The 19,853-nt window shown below is 64.1% G+C and carries 17 protein-coding genes; 4 read left to right on the forward strand and 13 right to left on the reverse strand.

All coding sequences use genetic code 11. The annotated features are described in order from the left end of the window. Positions 1-5 precede the first annotated feature (5 nt). The 4 genes from AWB75_RS08730 to AWB75_RS08750 all read right to left on the reverse strand — a co-directional run bounded on the left by AWB75_RS08730 (position 6) and on the right by AWB75_RS08750 (position 4,669). The gene (locus AWB75_RS08730; protein ID WP_061123691.1) at positions 6-500 is read right to left on the reverse strand and encodes a peptidase associated/transthyretin-like domain-containing protein; all 495 of its coding nucleotides are present in this window, start codon (positions 498-500) and stop codon (positions 6-8) included. 140 nt (positions 501-640) lie between these two features. Then, positions 641-2,158, reverse strand: coding sequence for a DegQ family serine endoprotease (locus AWB75_RS08735; RefSeq protein ID WP_061123692.1), 1,518 nt, complete (start codon positions 2,156-2,158; stop codon positions 641-643). Between the two features lie 547 nt (positions 2,159-2,705). Continuing rightward, positions 2,706-4,007 (reverse strand): ATP-binding protein, encoded by a 1,302-nt coding sequence (locus tag AWB75_RS08745; RefSeq protein WP_061123693.1) that lies wholly within the window; start codon positions 4,005-4,007, stop codon positions 2,706-2,708. Continuing rightward, positions 4,007-4,669, reverse strand: a complete 663-nt coding sequence (locus tag AWB75_RS08750; RefSeq protein WP_061123694.1) for a response regulator — start codon at positions 4,667-4,669, stop codon at positions 4,007-4,009. Before AWB75_RS08750 ends, AWB75_RS08745 begins: the two co-directional genes overlap by 1 nt. 262 nt (positions 4,670-4,931) lie before the next feature. Here AWB75_RS08750 and dacB point away from each other — a divergent pair, with 262 nt between their 5' ends. The 4 genes from dacB (at position 4,932) to AWB75_RS08770 (ending at position 9,008) form a co-directional block, all read left to right on the forward strand. Continuing rightward, entirely contained in the window at positions 4,932-6,557 is a 1,626-nt protein-coding gene (gene dacB, locus AWB75_RS08755; RefSeq protein WP_061123695.1) for a D-alanyl-D-alanine carboxypeptidase/D-alanyl-D-alanine endopeptidase, read from the forward strand. Positions 6,558-6,802: 245 nt separating this feature from the next. Then, positions 6,803-7,909 carry an SGNH/GDSL hydrolase family protein gene (locus AWB75_RS08760; RefSeq protein ID WP_061123696.1) on the forward strand — a complete coding sequence of 369 codons (1,107 nt, stop codon included), beginning with the start codon at positions 6,803-6,805 and terminating at the stop codon, positions 7,907-7,909. Between the two features lie 300 nt (positions 7,910-8,209). After that, a complete protein-coding gene (locus tag AWB75_RS08765; RefSeq protein WP_061123697.1) occupies positions 8,210-8,518 on the forward strand; it encodes a type II toxin-antitoxin system TacA family antitoxin in 309 nt (102 codons plus the stop codon). Continuing rightward, positions 8,508-9,008: a GNAT family N-acetyltransferase gene (locus tag AWB75_RS08770; RefSeq protein WP_235012044.1), complete on the forward strand. Its 501-nt coding sequence runs from the start codon at positions 8,508-8,510 to the stop codon at positions 9,006-9,008. The genes AWB75_RS08765 and AWB75_RS08770 overlap by 11 nt, the downstream gene beginning before the upstream one ends. A 1,002-nt stretch (positions 9,009-10,010) precedes the next feature. Here AWB75_RS08770 and AWB75_RS08775 read toward each other — a convergent pair. From AWB75_RS08775 to AWB75_RS08815, 9 genes are all read right to left on the reverse strand, one after another. Beyond that, on the reverse strand, positions 10,011-11,033 hold the full coding sequence (locus AWB75_RS08775) for an L-threonylcarbamoyladenylate synthase (protein WP_061123698.1): 1,023 nt from the start codon (positions 11,031-11,033) through the stop codon (positions 10,011-10,013). Positions 11,034-11,054: 21 nt separating this feature from the next. Continuing rightward, on the reverse strand, positions 11,055-12,242 hold the full coding sequence (locus AWB75_RS08780; protein WP_061123699.1) for a 5-(carboxyamino)imidazole ribonucleotide synthase: 1,188 nt from the start codon (positions 12,240-12,242) through the stop codon (positions 11,055-11,057). Between the two features lie 137 nt (positions 12,243-12,379). Next, positions 12,380-12,892 (reverse strand): 5-(carboxyamino)imidazole ribonucleotide mutase, encoded by a 513-nt coding sequence (purE, locus tag AWB75_RS08785; RefSeq protein WP_061123821.1) that lies wholly within the window; start codon positions 12,890-12,892, stop codon positions 12,380-12,382. 10 nt (positions 12,893-12,902) lie between these two features. Further along, a complete protein-coding gene (locus tag AWB75_RS08790) occupies positions 12,903-13,793 on the reverse strand; it encodes a phosphoribosylaminoimidazolesuccinocarboxamide synthase (protein ID WP_061123822.1) in 891 nt (296 codons plus the stop codon). A 155-nt stretch (positions 13,794-13,948) separates the two neighbouring features. Further along, the gene (gene fba / locus AWB75_RS08795; protein ID WP_035497826.1) at positions 13,949-15,013 is read right to left on the reverse strand and encodes a class II fructose-bisphosphate aldolase; all 1,065 of its coding nucleotides are present in this window, start codon (positions 15,011-15,013) and stop codon (positions 13,949-13,951) included. Positions 15,014-15,190: 177 nt separating this feature from the next. Then, positions 15,191-16,627, reverse strand: coding sequence for a pyruvate kinase (pyk, locus tag AWB75_RS08800; protein WP_061123823.1), 1,437 nt, complete (start codon positions 16,625-16,627; stop codon positions 15,191-15,193). Positions 16,628-16,970: 343 nt separating this feature from the next. After that, positions 16,971-18,167: a phosphoglycerate kinase gene (locus AWB75_RS08805; protein WP_061123700.1), complete on the reverse strand. Its 1,197-nt coding sequence runs from the start codon at positions 18,165-18,167 to the stop codon at positions 16,971-16,973. A gap of 385 nt (positions 18,168-18,552) precedes the next feature. Beyond that, complete coding sequence (locus AWB75_RS08810) at positions 18,553-18,876, reverse strand: AzlD domain-containing protein (protein ID WP_061123701.1); 324 nt, start codon at positions 18,874-18,876, stop codon at positions 18,553-18,555. Then, positions 18,873-19,628, reverse strand: coding sequence for an AzlC family ABC transporter permease (locus AWB75_RS08815; RefSeq protein WP_061123824.1), 756 nt, complete (start codon positions 19,626-19,628; stop codon positions 18,873-18,875). Before AWB75_RS08815 ends, AWB75_RS08810 begins: the two co-directional genes overlap by 4 nt. Positions 19,629-19,853 lie beyond the last annotated feature (225 nt).

The raw sequence follows: 19,853 nt of genomic DNA on the forward strand, positions 1-19,853 counted from the left end.
CGCGCCTATTGAATGTTCCAGTGGAACGCGGCCTTGGCCGTGCCCGGACCGGCGACGCTCACCGTCTGCTTTTTCTCCTGATCCTTGTACTTCGCGTAGACCGTATAGCTGCCGGGCGGCAGCTTGACGAGCATGTACGGACCCATTGATTCGGTGGAGAGCACTTCGCCGCCCTTCCCGCCGACGACGCGCACGGTCACGCCCGAGAGGTATTCGGTGGTCGGGCCCGTGAAGCGCAGCGAAAGCGGCCAATGCGCCTGTTCGCGCAACAGTGCGCGCGATTCGTCGAGTCCGACGCCGCCCGACGTGTAGGAAACGTCGCCTTGCTGCTGGACTTGCGGCAGGCCGCCGCCGTTGGTGTTGCCTGCGCTCGAGGTATCGCTCGTGGTTCCGCCTGTCGTGGCGCCCGACGCCTGCGCCCAGGCGCCGCCCGCCATGCCTGCGCTCATCCCGGCAACGACCAGCGCGGCCGCCAGCTTGCCCGTGGTTCTGCTCGTCATGTTCGTGCTCCTTTATCCGATGCCGCCGCGCCTCGAAAAGCGCGCCAGCGGCGTCACGCCCGATGCGCCGAGACCACGCGATGGGGCACCAGGCAACGGTAGAGCATGGTTCGTGCCCGAATCGCGTGACCCAGCCGCGCTCAGCCGAGATCGACCGGAACGAAGATCTGCGCGTCGTCGCGCTGGATCAGGAGCGCGATGCTGTCGCCGGCGCGCTGCACCATCGACTTCAACTGCTGCACCGACGTGACCGGCTGGCCGTTGACCGCGAGAATCACATCGCCCGGCTGGATGCCCGCGTTCGCCGCCGCGCCGCCCGCCTGCTGCACGAGCAGCCCGCGCGAGAGCGAATCGTTCTGCTTTTCCTCCGGCGTGAGCGGCCGCACCGCGACGCCGAGCCGCGCGTCCTGCGCCGACGCTTCGTCGTCGCCGCCCGCGCTCGCTTTCGCGCTCGCGGTCTTCGCGTCCTTGAGCGCGCCAATCGTCACGCTCAGGTCCTTCGCGCTCTTGTCGCGCCACACCGTCACCTTCGCCGACGTGCCGGGCGAGAGGCCCGCGACCTGCGACGGCAGCGAGGTCGAGTCCGTCACCGCCACGCCGTTCAGCGCAGTGATGACGTCGCCCGGCTGCAGGCCTGCCTTCGCCGCCGGCCCGCCCGGCTCGATCGAGCTCACGAGCGCGCCTTGCGGCGACTTCATGCCGAACGAATTGGCGAGCGTCTGGTTCATGCCCTGCACCGTCACGCCGAGACGGCCGCGATCCACGTGCCCCGTCTTGATGAGCGCATCCTTCACCTTGATCGCTTCATTGATCGGGATGGCGAACGAAAGACCCTGGAAGCCGCCCGTCTGCGAATAGATCATCGAGTTGATGCCGATGACTTCGCCTTGCAGGTTGAAGAGCGGACCGCCCGAGTTGCCGGGGTTCACCGGCACGTCGGTCTGGATGAACGGCGTGTAGTTCTCGTTGGGCAGCGCGCGCGATTTCGCGCTGATGATGCCCGAGGTCACGGTGTTGTCGAAGCCGTAAGGCGAGCCGATCGCGACGACCCATTGCCCGACCTTGCTGCCGTTAGGATCGCCGATCTTCACGGTCGGCAGGCTCTTCGCATCGATCTTCAGCACGGCGACGTCCGACTGCTTGTCCGCGCCGATAACCTTCGCGCGGTACTCGCGCTTGTCCGTGAGCTTCACGGTGACGACATTGGCGTTATCGACGACGTGCGCGTTCGTGAGGATATAGCCGTCGCTGCTCACGATGAAGCCGGAGCCGAGGCCTTCGCTCGGACGATCCGCGCCGGGACCGCCAGGACCGCCGGGGCCGCCGAAGCCCGGGATTCCGCCGAAGCGCTTGAAGAATTGATAGAACGGATCGTCGGGGTCCATCGGCAACTGATTGCGGCTGCTGCGCGCCGACGTCTCCTTGACGACATGCTTCGCGCTGATGTTCACCACCGCCGGGCCATAGGTTTCGACGAGGCCGGAGAAATCGGGGACGCCCGTCTTGGCTGCGGCTTCGGCGGGCATCATCGCCGCCGCGGTCGCGGGCGAGATGACCTGCGGCGCAGGCACGTTGTTATGACCGGCCACATAGCCCGCCGACAAGGCAACGGCAACGGCGGCCGCGACGGCGCTACGGGTGAGGATCTTTGCTTTCATCGTGTGCTCCTGACGAGGGATGCGCTCCGTAAGAGCGCGCTATATCAATGAAAGGAGCTTACGGGGTGTCGCTTAAACCTTTCTTAAAAATGGAGGTTCGGCGGGAACTTTGAACAAAAAGGGCGCCTGTTCGAATGAACAGGCGCCCTTGGCACTGCGACTTGCTGCTTCTGCGATTTACCGCGGGTACTGTTTTGCTTCACTGCTTCACTGCTTCACTGCTTCACTGCTTCACTGCTTCACTGCTTCACTGCTTCACTGCTTCACTGCTTCACTGCTTCACTGCTTCACTGCTTCACTGCTTCACTGCTGCTACTGCCAACTGCAACTTCCTTACTACGGACTGCTACGACAACTGCCTTCTGCTGCTTACCTCAATTTCCTGCACGACTACGTACTTCAACTTCTTCACTGCTACTGCCTGCTGCCTGCTGCCTGCTGCTTCAGAACACTCAACCAACAAGAGAGATATTAGCGATTAGGAAGTCTCATTCGAAGCAGACAAATCCGAAACTTCATTGCAGAGGTTGAGGCCGCGAACGCGGCTTCAGAACCTGACGGCGACCTTGAGGCCGCCCGCTTCCGATTCCCCGAGCGAAACCGATGCGCCATGCTGAACCGCGATGCGCCGCACGATCGCGAGGCCGAGGCCGCTGCCGGCCACATCGGTGCGCGGGCGGTTCGCGCTTTCGCCCACGCGATAGAAACGGTCGAACACGCGTTCGCGTTCTTCGGCGGGGATGCCCGGACCGGTATCGGCGATTTCGACGACGGGACGCCCGTCTTTGAGTGTCAGGCAGACATCGACTTTGCCGCCCTTCGGCGTGTACTTCGTCGCGTTGTCGATGAGATTGTTGAACATCACGCGCAGCGAATCCGGATCGCCGTTGACGATGGCGGATTCGCCCGCCTCGATGCCGAGATCGACGCCACGTTCCTGCGCGACGAGCACGTAGCCGCGCACGCATTCTTCCAGCAGTTCCTTCAGGTCGACGCGTGTTTCCACCGCCTTGCCATCCGGCTCCGACCGCGCCAGCGCGAGCAACTGCTCGGCGAGCCGCGTCGCGCGCGCGATGCCTTCGTTCAGGTCGGCGAGCGCCTCGCGCCGCGTCACGTCGTCCTGCGCACGGCCGACGAGCTGTGCCTGGATCTGCACGGCCGCAAGCGGTGTGCGCAATTCATGCGCGGCATCGGCGACGAAGGCCTTCTGCGTATCGAGCGCCGCCGACAAACGCGACAGCAGCGCATTCAGCGCCCGCACCACGGGCCGCACTTCCTGCGGCAGACGTTGATCGGAGAGCGGATCGAGCGCTTCGGGATGACGTGTATCGAGCGCGCGCGTCACGCGCTGCAAAGGCGCGAGCCCGCGTCCGACGATCACCCAGATCGCGACGCCGAGCAGCGGCAGCAGCAGCACGAGCGGCCACAAGGTGCGCCACGCGACCCCCGCCGCGACGCGATTGCGGATCGACAGCGGCTGCGCGAGCTGCACGACGTTATCGCCGACGATCGCGCTATACACGCGCCATTCGCCGCGCGGGGTCATTTCGGTGGAGAAGCCGAGTTCCGCGTGGGGCGCGAGCGGCACGCGCGGATGCGAGTAGTACATCAGCACGCCATTGCGATTCCAGATCTGGATGACGACGCCCTCGTCGCTCTCGCTGCGCGAACTCAGCACCGACGAAAACGGCTCCGACGGCAACGCCGCCGCGATCTGCTGCAGTTGATAGTCGAAGAGTTCGTTGGCTTCGGCGAGCGCCTGCCGATAGATGAGCCATCCGGCGAAGCCCACGCCGACGATCACGAGCGCAAGCAGCCAGATCAGCAATTGCCGGCGGATCGACCGCATCAGGCGTCCTTCGCGACCATGTAGCCGAGGCCACGCACGTTGCGGATGAGATCGGCGCCGAGCTTCTTCCTCAGCGAATGGATATACACCTCGACGGTATTGCTGCCGATTTCCTCGCCCCAACCGTAGATTTTCTCTTCGAGCTGGCTCTTCGACAGCACCGCGCCGGGCCGCGCCATCAGCGCTTCGAGCAGCGCGAACTCACGCGCGGACAACGCGACGGGATTGCCCGCGAGCGTCACCTGATGGCCGACCGGATCGAGCGTCAGTTCACCGTGCCGCACGAGCGATTCGCCGCGCCCGACGTGACGGCGGATCAGCGCACGCATGCGCGCGCCGAGCTCGTCGAGGTCGAAGGGCTTCACGAGGTAATCGTCCGCGCCGGCATCGAGTCCTTTCACGCGGTCCGCGATGGCGTCGCGCGCGGTGACGATCAGCACCGGCAGCGCGTTGGCGCGCGCGCGCAACGTCTTCAGCACGTCGAGGCCATCGCGCCTGGGCAGGCCGAGATCGAGCAACATCAGGTCGTAGGACTCACCGGCCACCGCCGTGAGCGCGGCCTCGCCGTCCTGCACCCAGTCGACTGCGAAGCCGTCCGCGCGCAGCGCCTTGCGCACGCCTTCGGCGATCATCCGGTCATCTTCGACAAGCAGGATTCGCATGGCACATGTCTGTTCGTGGTTACGGTTTATAGGAGGCAGGCAGCCCTGGGACCGCGATTCATTGTAGCCGCGAGGCCGCGCCACAGGCTTAAACGGGACTTAACCGCGCGCATCGTCCACTTTCACGGATCAATAACGACGACGATTTCCCGCCCGTACGATTTTCGCAAGCCAGCTTGTCTACAATAGCCGCTTCCCACGCCGCGACGCCTGCCCGCGCGCTCGCCGCAGCCAGCCATCAGCCCAAGAACAACGCTCGTCCATGCCGCTCGCTTCCCGCTCCTCGCCCTCGCACCGCTGTCTTTCTTCGTTCGCGCTCGCCGCAGCCCTCGTCTGCGCGGCGCTCGGCCACGTGCCCGACGCCTTCGCGCGCGGCGGCACGAAAGCCGAATCGCAGGCGCAGTCGCCGGAGCGCGCGGCGAAGGGCAAGCGCCCCGCGAAGAGCGAGACGAAGGGCGAAGCCAAGGGCAAAAAAGCCGGGCACATCGCGAAAGCGAGCGTGCCGGCCGGCCCGCTGCCCGCATCGGTGATGACGGCGCTCGCGCGCGCGCACGTGCCGCTCTCGTCGATAAGCGTAGTCGTGCAGCGGGTCGGCGCGCCGGTCCCGCTCGTCTCGGTCAATGCGAACGAGCCGATGCTGCCCGCCTCCACGATGAAGCTCGTCACCACGTATGCGGGACTTTCGATACTCGGACCCGACTATCGCTGGAAGACGACCGCGTACGCCGACGGCGAGCCCGACGCGCAAGGCGTGCTGCACGGAAACCTCTACATTCAGGGCACGGGCGATCCGAAGCTCGTACCGGAAGAACTGATCGATCTCGTCGAGCAGATTCGCAAGAACGGCATCACGGGCATCGACGGCGCGCTCGTGCTCGACAAACGTTATTTCGACGCCTCCACCCGCGATCTGCCCGCCTTCGACAACGACGACAGCGCGCCCTACAACGTCGGCCCCGATCCCCTGCTCTATGCGTTCAAATCGCTGTCCTTCACCTTGACGCCGAGCGCGGACGGTCAGGTGGCCATCGACGTATTGCCGCAGCTCGCGCAACTGCAGATCGACAACGAATTGCGCGTCACGCGCGGCGCGTGCACGGGATCGCTGCAGGCGGCGTCGCCGAGCGTCGCGCAGACGCAGGGCGGGTTCGTGCAGGCGTCGTTCATCGGCGACTATCCGCTGCGCTGCGGCTCGCGCACGGTCAACGTCGCCGCGCTCGATCATTCGACCTTCTTCGCGGGCGGTTTTCTGGCGCTGTGGAAGCAGGCGGGCGGCACGTTCCAGGGCACGACGCGCGAAGGCCCGACGCCGTCGAACGCGAGGCTCGTCGGCACGCATCGCAGCCCGGTGCTGTCGGATGTCGTGCGCGACATCAACAAGTTCAGCAACAACGTGATGGCGCGCAACCTGTTCCTCACGATCGGCGCGTCGCAAGCGAAGCCGCCCGCGACGACGGCGAAATCCGCCGCGGCGATCCAGTCGTTCCTGAAGCGCAGCGCCCTGCCGATGAACGGCCTCGCGCTCGACAACGGCTCGGGCCTTTCGCGCGATGAGCACATCACCGCAACTTCGCTCGCCGATCTCCTGCAGGCGGCGAACGCGAGCCCGGTCGCTCAGGTGTTCGTCGAATCGCTGCCGATCGCGGGCGTCGACGGCACGATGCGCAACCGTCTCACCAACGCGGGCGCGCTCGGCAACGCGCATATCAAGACCGGCACGCTGCGCGACGTGCGGGCGATCGCGGGTTATGTCGGCGCGGCGAACGGCGAGAGTTACGTGGTCGTGAGCTTCATCAACGATCCGCGCGCCGAAGCTGCGCGCGCCGCGCACGACGCGCTGCTCGAATGGGTTTATGAGGGCGCGCGCCGCGCGGATGCGGCGGAGTAAGTCTCGCTTTGCGATGTGCTGCGCGGGCATGATCGCCCGGCGCGACCGAAGATTTCTTCTACGAAGTCGCGTTCGATAAGGCGCGCGCGGCGTGTAAGGTGTCGGGCACGGCGCACGGCCGGGGTGCATCGCGCTTCAGAAGGGCGTGCGGCATCGCTTAATATGCAGCTATGCGGCGTGAAGACCGCAAGATGGTCGGGCGCCGCAACCGAACTAGAAAACACCGAAGAAGGGAGACGAGGTCCATGAAGAAACAACGCTCGATGCGCGCCGCTCTGGTGCGCTTTGCTCAAGTCGCGACGGCCAGCGCGGCCTTCACCCTGCTCGCCGCGTGCGGCGGCGGCGGTGACGACAACAACTCCACGCCGGCGGGCGGCGTCAAGCTGCAGATCGTGTCCTTCGGCGATAGTCTCTCCGATGTCGGCACGTACGCGCCCGTCGCGGCGGCGAATTTCGGCGGTGGGCGATTCACGACGAATCCGGGACAGGTCTGGGTGCAGAACGTCGCGCAGTATTACGGCGATACGCTGACGCCCGCGATGACGGGCGGTTTCGGGGTCGCGCCGGCGACGCAGGCGGGGCTGGGTTATGCGCAGGGCGGCGCGCTGGTGACGAATCCGATCGGGATCAACCACGTTTCGACCGATCCGGCGAATTACACCGGTGCGTTGACTGTGCCGATCGTGCAGCAGGTCACGAACTATCTCAGCGCGCATGGGAGTTTCAATTCGGGGCAGCTCGTGATCGTCAATGGCGGCGGCAACGACATCCTCTATAACTTTCAATTGGCCGTGGCCGGCGCAATTACGCCTGCCCAGGCGAGCGCGGCGATCGGCAAGGCGGCAATCGATCTTGCGGGCGTGATCGGCAAAGTCGTGCAAAGCGGCGCGACGCACGTGCTGGTGTCGAACGTGCCGGACATCGGCGCGACGCCGCAGGGCATGATGAGCTCGGCGGCGAATCGCGCGTTGCTCACGCAGGCATCGCTCGGGTTCAACCAGGCGCTCGCGGCAGCGCTGACGCAATCAGGGCTGATGTCGAAGGTGATTTATCTCGACATCGTGCCGGTGCTTGCCAATGTCACGGCGAATTTTTCGCAGTTCGGATTCACGGTGTCGAACACGGGCACGGCGTGTAATCTGCAGGCGATGGCGGCGGCGGCGCAGAAGTTCGGCGAGCCGAATCCGGCTGCTTTTGCGACTTCGCTTTTTTGCTCGCCGGAGACTTTGACCGTTGCTGGCGCGGATCAGACGTATATGTACGCCGATACCGTGCATCCGACGACGCATCTGGGCGCGTTGTATGCGCAGGCGGCGGAGCAGGCGGTTGCGAAAGCGGGGTTGGGGAAGTAAGCGATTCCGTTTGAGAATGTAAAAACCGCTCGGACGAGGGATCGTCCGGGCGGTTTTTGTTTTTGTTGATGCAGTGATCTCCGCTGGAGCGGAGGGAACCTGGTGGCGTCAAATTAACGCCGGGTGGTGGCATTTTGACACCAAAAGTGATACACTTGGACTTCCTGTGCGCATAGGATCAGCCTATTAAGGCTGGAGAAGTCAGGGTTAAAGCCCAAATTAGTCACTTACACGAGAAACCACAGGCTGCAACCGCCGGGAGGCGTCGTAGGCCGAGTCACTTAGAGGAACGAACAAACGATGGCTATCAAGCACAGCGATACGGAAACCTCCGTTCGCGGGCGGATCACTGCCCGGTTAAGTGCGGAGAACCAAGAAATCCTGCAACTCGCTGCAGATCTTCAGGGGAGTACCCTCAACCAGTTCGTCGTGCAGGCAGCACTACGGGCGGCAGAGCAGGTGATCGAGCATGATGACGTCATTCGGAACATCCGCTTGTCGGTGAAGCAGTCCGAACGCTTCTTTGCGTTACTCGATGCACCTCCGAAGCCGAACGAAGCGCTGCAGCGCGCGATGGAACGTTTTCGGAAAAATAAAATTGGAAGCTGAAATTCGAAGCCTGGAATCGAAGGACGATCGCAGTAGCTTTGACTGTGGCGTTCCTTCACTGAACGATTGGCTGCAGAGGACAGCCAAGCAGCATCAAGAAAAGAACCTGTCGCGCACATTCGTCGCGATTTTGCCCGGCGATCCGTCTGGAATCGCCGGGTACTATGCTCTCGCCGCCACCTCGGTTGGCACCGCGGGCATGTCTGGCAAGAAACTTCCACGGAATGTATCCGCAGTGCTCTTGGCACGGCTCGCCGTTGACAGGAACCATAAAGGTCAGGGCCTCGGCGAATACCTTCTGATGCACGCGCTCGATTCGATCGTCGGCACGGCGAAAACCATCGGTGTTCAGTGCGTCATCGTTGACGCCATCAACGATGACGCGGCCCGCTTCTACAAGAAGTATGGTTTCGAGCCGCTTACCGATCAACCGCTGACGCTGTTCCTGCCGGTGGCATCCATACCGGAACCCGATACAGAGCCGGAGTAGCGATAGGGCGCGCCGGGAAACTGGTGTCCTGCACTGTGGCGGCGCTGGGCGGATTTTCTGTTTTACAAGTTTTCTCCCACCCGTCGCCAGCGCACGCCATGCGCGCTACTACACAATTGGCATGAGCGGCCCTTGCGTCACCAGAGAGAGAATGGTTTCCTCGGCCCAGACATGAAGGGGTAGGCGGGCGTGTTCGCGCGGCGTTTTCAAGCCCGGCGAGTGAGGGTTAAGCTCCGCGCACGCGGAGGAAACACGGGAGGCATTCCCTGAAAGACCTGCGTCGAGGGTCTATCTCCGCGCATGCGGAGGAAACGCGAGCTTTTTCTGATAGTCGCTCGCGCGATACGGCCTATCTCCGCACACGCGGAGGAAACGATTTGGCGCGCTGGCGTGCGTCTGAAATGCCGGGTCTATCTCCGCGGACGCGGAGAAAACCCCTGCGGCATCACACCGTCCTCGTAGCGCACCGGTCTATCTCCGCGCACGCAGAGGAAACCTGCCGCAATTGAAACTCATCGACGGCCAAAAGGGTCTATCTCCGCGCGCGCGGAGGAAACGCTCGCCCGCCGTGCTTCAAACGCCGCGATCCGGGTCTATGTCCGCCCACGCGGAGGAACACACTCGTCGGGCCCACTTCGCCCGCCGATACGGGTCTATCTCCGCCCACGCGGAGGAAACTACTTCTCGAATATCTCGTTCGCCGCGCCCTCAGGTCTATCTCCGCGCACGCGGAGGAAACCCTTGCAATCTCACGAGTCTGACGCCTGCCGGAGGTCTATCTCCGCGCACGCGTAGGAAACGCATCGCCGATGACGGAGTCGACGCGGCACGGGAGTCTATCTCCGCGCACGCGGAGGAAACTTCATCCAGACGGGTGGGGTGGCGGCCAAGCAAGGTCTATCTCCGCGCACGCGGAGGAAACCTAAATCATAACCATCTGATCCAAAAGCGAAATCCCTGCAATCCATCTTCACAGTTGAGCGCCAAAAAAAGCGCAGCAAATCACTCCTCAGCCTCAAACGCCGCCGCCGCCCTTCCCAACCGGTCATTAACAGCAATCCACTCCACCGTCTCCGGCAGCTTCTCGATCAAGATCCGCTCCACATTCGCCCGATCGAGCGCCCGCAGCAAGCCATAAAGCCCCCGCGCATACGACTGCGGATCTTCCGGCGCCGCCACGAAGTGAACATGCGCAGCCCGCGCCCATTCCCCCGCACTCGACGGCCGCGCCACCAGCGCGATCTTCCTCCCGCCATCACGACGAAGCATCGCCTCGATCGACGAAAACGGCAGCAGCAAGAGCGGCGTCCTCGGCGCGTAATGCGCCTTCAACGTCCCCGAAGCCCGCGGCGCCGTCGCATCCGACCCATCGGGCAATTTCGGCGCAACGCCGATCACATCCGCAATCTCCCGCGGACTCACATGCCCCGGCCTCAGCAACGCCGGAAACCCACGCGACAAATCCAGAATCGTCGACTCGATGCCGACATCCGCCGCGCCGCCATCGAGCACATGCACCGCGCCGCCGAACTCATCGCGCACATGCTGGGCCGTCGTCGGACTCACGTGCCCGAAGCGATTCGCCGATGGCCCCGCCACCCCGCCCTGCTTCCCGCTAGCAAGACGCCGCGCGTGAAACGCCGACAACAACTGCTGCGCCACCGGATGCGACGGACACCGCACGCCCACCGAATCCTGACCACCGCTCACAGCCGCCGGAATATGCGCGGCGCGCTTGAGAATCAGCGTCAACGGGCCGGGCCAGAACGCATCGATGAGCTTTTGCGCATCGGCGGGCAGCTCGCGCACCCAATACCCCGGATCGGCTTCGGGCGCGAGATGCACGATCACCGGATGATTCGCCGGCCGCCCTTTCGCCGCATAGATGCGCGCGATGGCATCGGGACTTTCGGCGTCGCCGCCGAGCCCGTAGACCGTCTCGGTCGGAAACGCGACGAGTTCGCCGGCATCGAGCAAGGCTGCGGCTTCATCGATCTGCGCCGCACTCGGATAAATGATGGTCATTGCTTCGACAACGAAAGAAACTCAATCGAGCGCGATATGCAGCATGCGCGCGCAGTCACGCGCCGCCGTGCGCGCTTCTTCGAGCGTCGCCGCCGTGAAATTGATGTGACCCATCTTGCGGCCGCGGCGCGCGTCCTCCTTGCCGTACAGATGCAGCCGCGCCGATGGCATCGCGGCGACTTCGGCCCACGCGGGTGCGCGAGCTTTGTCGCCATCGAACCAGATATCGCCGAGCAGATTCAGCATCGCGGCAGGCGAATGCTGGCGCGTGTCGCCGAGCGGCATGCCGGTCATCGCGCGCACTTGCTGCTCGAACTGGCTGGTCGCGCAGGCATCGACCGTATAGTGGCCGGAATTGTGCGGACGCGGCGCCATCTCGTTGGCGATCAGCGAGCCATCTTCCAGCACGAAGAACTCGACGCACAGCACGCCGACATAACCCAGCTTCGCCGCGATGGTCAGCGCCGCGTCCTGCGCCTGAGCGACGAGCGCATCGGAGGCATCGGGCGCGGGCACGACCGTCTTCGCGAGAATGCCGCTCACGTGCACGTTCTGCGCGAGCGGAAACACGGCGGACTTGCCGTCGCCGCCGCGCGCGATCAGCACGGACACTTCGTACTTGAGCGGCATGCGCTTTTCCAGCACGCACGGCACGCCAGAAAGCGATGCATGCGCGTTGCGCACTTCAGCGACATTGCGCACGCTGACCTGGCCCTTGCCGTCGTATCCGAGGCGCGCGGTCTTCAGAATGCCCGGCAACACGGCGGCGATCTTCTCGTCGGGAATCGCGGCGAGCGCCTGCGCCGACTCGATCACCACATGCGGCGCGACCGGCACGCCCGATTCCGCGATGAAGCGCTTCTCCGCGACGCGATCCTGCGCGATCGCCACGCAACTCGCGGCGGGACTGACGAACGTGCAGGACGCGAGGAATTCGAGGCTCGCGGACGGCACGTTCTCGAATTCCGTCGATATCGCCGCGCACAGCCGGCCAAGCTCGATGAGCGCGGCGCGGTCGTCGTAGGCCGCGCGGATGTGGCGGTCCGCGACGGCGCCCGCGGGGCTCGTCTCGTCCGGATCGAGGACGGCGACGCGGTAGCCCATCGATTGCGCGGCGAAGCAGAACATGCGGCCGAGCTGGCCGCCGCCGACCATGCCTAGCCACGCGCCCGGCAGAATCGGGGAGATTGGGGAGTTTTGTGGATTCATCGTGGGGCTGAACGTGGGCTACGTTGCGTTTCGTGGGCGACGCGCACTGCCAACTGCTGATTTCACATTAAACGATGCGACGAAGTGGGAACAGCAACTTCGCCGCGCACTGGCATCACATCACATTGAAAAGCGCATCAAAGCGGCGGCAGCGCCATGTCGCGCGCGGCCTGATTCTGCTTCACGCGGAAAGCGGCGAGCGCATCGGCGTACTTCGAATCCGTCGCGCTCAGAATCGATACCGCGAACAGCGCCGCGTTCGCCGCGCCCGCCTCGCCGATGGCGAACGTCGCGACCGGCACGCCCTTGGGCATCTGCACGATCGAATGCAGCGAATCGACACCCTTCAGATACCGGCTCGCGACCGGCACGCCGAGCACCGGCAGCGTCGTCTTCGCAGCGAGCATGCCCGGCAGATGCGCCGCGCCGCCCGCACCCGCGATGATCGCGACGATGCCACGACCGCGCGCGCTCTCGGCGTAAGCGAACATCTCGTCCGGCATGCGATGCGCCGACACGACCTTCGCCTCGTACGGCACGCCGAATTCCTGAAGAATCGCGACGGCGTTCTTCATCACGTCCCAGTCGGAGCTGGAGCCCATCAATACACCGATGAGCGGTTTGTCATGCGTATGAACTTCGTTCGTCATCTCTTTCAACTCAATCGAGCGTCTTGCCCGTCAAGCGCTGCAGCGCTTCCTGATACTTCTCCGACGTCTTCGCGATCACGTCGTCCGGCAGCTTCGGCGCGGGCGGTTCCTTCTTCCACGTCTGCGTTTCGAGCCAGTCGCGCACGAACTGCTTGTCGAACGACGGCGGATTCGTGCCGACCTGATAGCCATCGGCGGGCCAGAAACGCGACGAATCGGCGGTCAGCACTTCGTCCATCAGATAGAGCTCGCCCTTGTCGTCGAGGCCGAACTCGAACTTCGTATCCGCAATGATGATGCCGCGCGTCGCCGCGTATTCCGCCGCTTCCTCGTACAACTGGATGGAAATGCGCTTGATCGTCGCGGAGAGCTCCGTCCCGATGCGGCGTTCCATCTCATCGTAGGTGATGTTTTCGTCGTGATGGCCCATTTCGGCCTTCGCGGCGGGCGTGAAGATCGGCTCGGGCAGCTTTTGCGCGTTCTGCAAACCCGGCGGCAGTTCGACGCCGCACACGGAACCGGTCGCCTGATAGTCCTTCCAGCCGCTGCCCGCGAGATAGCCGCGCACGACCGCTTCGACCAGGATCGGCTCCAGACGCTTCACGACGGCCGCGCGGCCTTTCACTTGCGCGGCTTCATCGGTTGACACGACCGTCGACGGATCGATGCCCGTGTTGTGGTTCGGCACGATGTGACCGAGCTTCTCGAACCAGAAATCGGCCATCGTGTTCAGCACGCGGCCCTTGTTCGGAATCGGCTCGCCCATGACGACGTCGAATGCGGAAAGGCGGTCGGTCGTCACGATCAGGAGCTTGTCCTGACCGACTGCGTAGTTGTCGCGGACCTTGCCGCGGCCGAGCAGCGGCAGCGATTTGATCGTGGATTCGTATAGCGTGGACATCGTCATGTACCGGAAAAAAGTGATTTGCCGCCTGGAGACGCAAAGCGGCGAGGAATCAACCAAAGGGCAAGAGGCGAAACCAAAAAAGACGAACGGGCTCCGAACCCGGAACCCGTTGATTTTACTTTACAAAACCCGCCTGTCTCAGATGATGCTTATTTTACGATCTGCGCGAGCGCGCCGGACTTGTACTTCTCGGCGATCTTGTCGAGGGAAACCGGCTTGATCTTGCCTGCCATGCCCTCGCAGCCGAACTGCATGTAGCGCTGACGGCAAATTTCCTTCGCCGCCTCGCGCGCGGGCTTCAGATAGTCGCGCGGATCGAACTTCGACGGATTCTCGAACAGGTAGCGGCGGATCGCGCCGGTGATCGCGAGCCGCAAGTCGGTGTCGATATTCACTTTGCGCACGCCGTGCTTGATGCCTTCCTGGATCTCTTCGACGGGCACGCCATACGTTTCCTTCATGTCGCCGCCGAATTCGCGGATTTCGGCCAGCAATTCCTGCGGCACCGACGACGAACCGTGCATCACCAGATGCGTGTTCGGAATGCGCTGGTGGATTTCGCGGATGCGGTCGATCGCGAGGATATCGCCCGTGGGCTTCTTCGAGAACTTGTACGCGCCGTGCGACGTGCCGATCGCAATCGCGAGCGCATCGCACTGCGTCTGCTTCACGAAGTCGGCGGCCTGCTCGACGTCGGTCAGAAGCTGCTCGCGCGTCATCGTGCCTTCGGCGCCGTGGCCGTCTTCCTTGTCGCCTTTCATGGTTTCGAGCGAGCCGAGCACGCCCAGTTCGGCTTCGACAGTCACGCCGATCGAATGCGAGAACTCCACGACCTGCTTCGACACCGCGACGTTGTACTCGTAGGACGCGACGGTCTTGCCGTCGGCTTCGAGCGAGCCGTCCATCATCACGCTGGTGAAGCCCGAGCGGATCGCGGCCATGCACACGGCGGGCGACTGGCCGTGGTCCTGATGCATGACGACCGGAATATGCGGATACGACTCGACGGCCGCCTCGATCAAATGACGCAGGAACGCTTCGCCCGCGTACTTACGCGCGCCGGCGGACGCCTGCATGATGACGGGCGCGTTCACTTCGTTCGCGGCCGACATGATCGCCTGCACCTGTTCCAGATTGTTGACGTTGAACGCCGGGAGACCATAACCGTGTTCCGCAGCGTGATCCAGCAGTTGACGCATTGATACGAGAGGCATTGTGGTGAGACTCCATGATGTGAAACGAATTCTTCAGCGCGCCGCTCTCGGGCGGTTTCTGGCGTGTTCGCCGTCTTGCGCGCTTGATCGAGGCGGGCGCCGCTGCTGGTACGGCGCGCGCCTCGGGACCTGCGACGAACCGCGCGGCCGTTGACCGCGCATCTTTCTCGATAAAACTCAGAAATGATCGCCCACGCGCACGATCTTCAGCGTGTTGGTGCCGCCCGCCTGACCCATCGGCTCGCCGACCGTCAGCACGACCATGTCGCCGCGCGCCGCGTAACCCTTCGACACGACCACTTCCAGCGCCGAATTCAGCGCGGCGTCGCGGTCCATGTTGGTGTCGACGTGCAGCGGCGTGACATTGCGGTACAGCGACATCGTGCGCTCGCTCGACACGCGCGGCGTCAACGCGAAGATCGGCACGTGCGTCCAGTGACGCGACATCCACAGCGCGGTCGACCCGGATTCCGTCAACGCGACGACAGCCTTCGCGCCCAGGTGATACGCGGTGAAAAGCGCGCCCATTGCGATCGACTGATCGATGCGCGTGAACGTGCGGTCGAGGAAATCGCGGTCGAGCTGCGACTCTTCCGACTTCTCCGCTTCGATGCACACGGCGGCCATCGTTTCGATGGTCGTGACCGGGTATTTGCCGGCGGCGGTTTCGGCGGAGAGCATCACGGCGTCGGTGCCGTCGAGCACGGCGTTCGCCACGTCGGAGACTTCGGCGCGCGTCGGCACGGGCGCGTGGATCATTGATTCCATCATCTGCGTGGCGGTGATCACGAGCTTGTTCGACTCGCGCGCCATGCGGATCATGCGCTTTTGCAAGGCAGGCACCGCCGCGTTGCCGACTTCCACCGCGAGATCGCCGCGCGCGACCATGATGCCGTCGGACGCATCGAGAATGCCTTGCAGCGCCGGAATGGCTTCGGCGCGCTCGATCTTCGCGATCATCTTCGGCTTGATGCCGTAGGGCGCGCCCGCGATATTCGCCAGTTGCCGCGCCATTTCCATGTCGGTCGCGTTCTTCGGGAACGACACCGCGACGAAATCCGCGCCGAGCGACATCGCCGTCTTGATGTCCTCCATGTCCTTCTCGGTCAGCGCGGGCGCGGTCAGCCCGCCGCCCTGGCGGTTGATGCCCTTGTTGTTCGACAGCTCGCCGCCGACCTTCACGGTCGTGTGAATCTCTTCGCCGATCACGCGTGTGACGTCGAGCACGATGAGGCCGTCGTTGAGCAGCAGCACGTCGCCCGCGCGCAGATCGCGCGGCAGATCCTTGTAGTCGAGGCCGACGCGCTCGCTGTTGCCGAGCTGGCAACCCGCGTCGAGGATGAACGGATTGCCCGCGACCAGCACGGTCTTGTTGTTCTCGAACTTGCCGACACGGATCTTCGGACCTTGCAGGTCCGCCATGATCGCGACTTCGCGGCCCACCTGACGCGCCGCCTCGCGGACCATTTCGGCGCGCTGGCGGTGATCGTCGGCGGTGCCGTGCGAGAAGTTGAAGCGAACGACGTCGAGACCTGCCTGCAGCATTTGCAGCAGGATGTCCGGGCTCGTCGAAGCCGGACCGATGGTGGCAACAATCTTTGTAGCGCGATGCATGGAATTCCTCGTCTCAGTAGGATTACCCGTAACGCTGCGGGCACGTTGCGCTTGCAGTGAGGTGTTGCTCACCGGTTGCGCGCGCGCGCCGGTTCGTGCCGGCGTCGCTTTGTCGATATCTTTCAAGGCGTGTGCGGGCACGCCGCCGATGATGACCGGAGGCGTTTCCGTGTTCGGAAGCGCCGCTTCGCCGTCCGGTTTCGCTGCTTCTGCAATGATGGCAGCCGCTTCGGCGGCCGCGTCGAGTGGATTGCCGTTGTCGAGTACGTCGTCTTGCGCGCCGCCGGCCGCTGGCGCGCCCTTCTTTTCTGCTTTCGCCGGATTCTGTCGGGCGGCCAAGGCCTCAGGCCCCCGCGCGCGATTCGAGCACTTCGACCGCGGGCAGCTTCTTGCCTTCCAGGAATTCGAGGAACGCGCCGCCGCCGGTCGAGATGTAGCTCACCTTGTCGGCGATGTCGTACTTCGCGATGGCAGCGAGCGTGTCGCCGCCGCCCGCGATCGAGAACGCCGACGAATTCGCGATGGCTTGCGCGAGCGTCTTCGTGCCGTTGCCGAACTGGTCGAACTCGAACACGCCTACGGGTCCGTTCCACACGATCGTGCCGGCCGTTTCCAGTTGCGCGGCGAGCGCCTTCGCGGTGTCCGGGCCGATGTCGAGAATCATGTCGTCGTCGGCGACATCCGCGACGGGCTTGGTTTGCGCCTTCGCGGTCGGGGCGAATTCCTTCGCGGTGACGACATCGCTCGGAATCGGCACCGATGCGCCGCGCGTGCGCGCCTGCTCGATGATTTCCTTCGCTTCGTTCACGAGATCGCCTTCGGCCAGCGATTTGCCGATCTTGAGGCCAGACGCGAGCATGAACGTATTGGCGATGCCGCCGCCGACGATCAGCTGATCCACCTTCTCGGCGAGCGACTTGAGAATCGTGAGCTTGGTCGACACCTTCGAGCCCGCGACGATCGCGACCAGCGGGCGCTTCGGGTTGCCGAGCGCCTTGCCGAGCGCGTCGAGTTCGGCGGAGAGCAGCGGGCCCGCACAGGCGACAGGCGCGTACTTCGCGATGCCGTGCGTCGTGGCTTCCGCGCGATGCGACGTGCCGAACGCGTCGTTGACGTAGATATCGCACAGCTTCGCGAGTTTCTGCGCGAGGCCGTCGTCGTTCTTCTTTTCGCCCTTGTTCACGCGGCAGTTTTCCAGCAGCACAACCTGGCCCGGCTGCACGTTCACGCCATCGACCCAGTCGGCGACGAGCGGCACGTCGCGGCCGAGCAGTTCCGACAAACGTTTCGCGACGGGCGCGAGCGAGTCTTCCGGCTTGAACTGGCCTTCGGTCGGACGGCCAAGGTGCGACGTGACCATCACGGCCGCGCCGGCGTCGAGGGCGGCCTTGATCGCCGGCACCGAGGCGCGTACGCGCGTGTCTTCCGTAATGTTGCCGTCATCGTCTTGCGGCACGTTGAGATCCGCGCGGATGAACACACGCTTGCCGGAGACTTTGCCTTCGGCGATCAGATCGGTGAAACGCAGTACTTTCGTCATGGGAGTCAACGTAGATAGAAAAGCGGTTCGGGCGGGAACGGCCGCGGGGCTTGGCCGGTTCGGGGAATCGCCGCGCGCGGGCCGCCGGGCAGGACGGCACGCGCGCGGATCAAGCTGGGGGCGATGAGCGCGCGGTGAAACCGGACACGCGTGCGGAAAGCAGAAGAAAGGAATCGGGCAGATACGCCGATGCAGCCGTGAGCGACGGAGCGATGTGCTGCGAACCGTACAGCGATGACAACCGTAGCGCGGTGACTGCCGGACTCACTTTCGACCTCGCTCACTCGGGAAAGACCGCCATTTTAACCGATCAACCTGACCGCTTTTAGCGTGCAATCGTTGATGACGCGTATTTGCCGCAGCGCGGTGGCGGTCGAATCGCGCCTCACGCAACGAGCCGCAGAACGGTGAACACGATCATGCCGACGACGATGGTGCCCATCATGCCGCGCCGCTTGAGGTAATACGCCAACCCGGCAAGCGATGCCCACAGCGCGTGATTGCCCAGCCCGATCGAGATCCCCGAGGGCGTCGCGAGCAGATCCGGCACGACGACACCCGCGAGCGCCGCCGCCGGTGCATAGCGCAGCACGCGCAGCACGCGCGGCGGCAGCACCATGCGCTCGCCGCCGATCAGGAAAAGCGCGCGCGTCACCGCCGTGACGAGCCCCATGCCGATGATCGCGAGCCAGATTTGCAGCGTGCTCATCGCGTGGTTCTCGTGGCGGCGGGCTTATCGTGCTCTCGCTGCTTGCCGCGCTTTTCGGCGATGACGTCGGCGAGCGTGCCGGCGATGAGCGCCGCGAACACCGCAAGCGGCAAGCCGAAGCGATACGGCAGGTCGAAGGTCAGCAGCGCGACGATGCTCGCCACGGCGACGGCTGCGAGCGTCGAGCGCGTCGCGATCGCCGAGACGATGAGCGGAATCAGCGCGAGCGTGCCGGCGAGTTCGAGGCCCCAGTTATCGGGAATCATGCTCGCGAGCAGAATCCCGATCACGGACGAACTCTGCCAGGAAAGCCAGCTCGACACCGCGAGCCCCCAGAAGAACGCTTCCTTGCCGGGCTGCCAGCCTGCCGGGAAATTCCGCTTCGAGAACATCAGATAGATGATATCGCCGTTGAAATAGCCGAGCAGCAAACGCCGCCGCAGCGAAAGATACGCGAAGTGCGGCGCGAGCCCCGCGCTGAAGATCACGAAGCGCAGATTGACCATCGCGGCGGTCAGGAGCACGGTCCAGAGCGGCAGCTTCGCGGCGAAGAGCGGCAGCACCGCCAGTTGCGACGACCCGGCGTACACCATGAACGACATACCGAGCGCCTGCGGCACCGTGAGCACGGATTTCGTCATCGCGACGCCGGTGACGAGGCCCCAGGAGAACGTCGCGAGGATGGCGGGAGAGAAAGTGCGGACGCCCTCGAAAAATGCGCGGCGATTCGTGTGAGACAGCCGGTCGGGCATGAGCGGATTCGGGGCCAGTGCGAGGCGCAAGAGAGAGCCCGTGATGTCATCGCGCGGCCTCGATCGATTGCGCGATGGATCGGGAAAAACCGGGAAAAATCGGAAATGGCGGGCTTCGCCATTTCATCCCACCAATTAAGCGGGCGGCGAAAGGGAAATTATAGCGTCGTGAAAGGCGCTTCAAGATCGGTTTCGTCGCGAAAAGACGCTAAAATGACGGTCTTT

The sequence above is a fragment of the Caballeronia catudaia genome (assembly GCF_001544755.2).
GTDB classification, from domain to species: domain Bacteria; phylum Pseudomonadota; class Gammaproteobacteria; order Burkholderiales; family Burkholderiaceae; genus Caballeronia; species Caballeronia catudaia.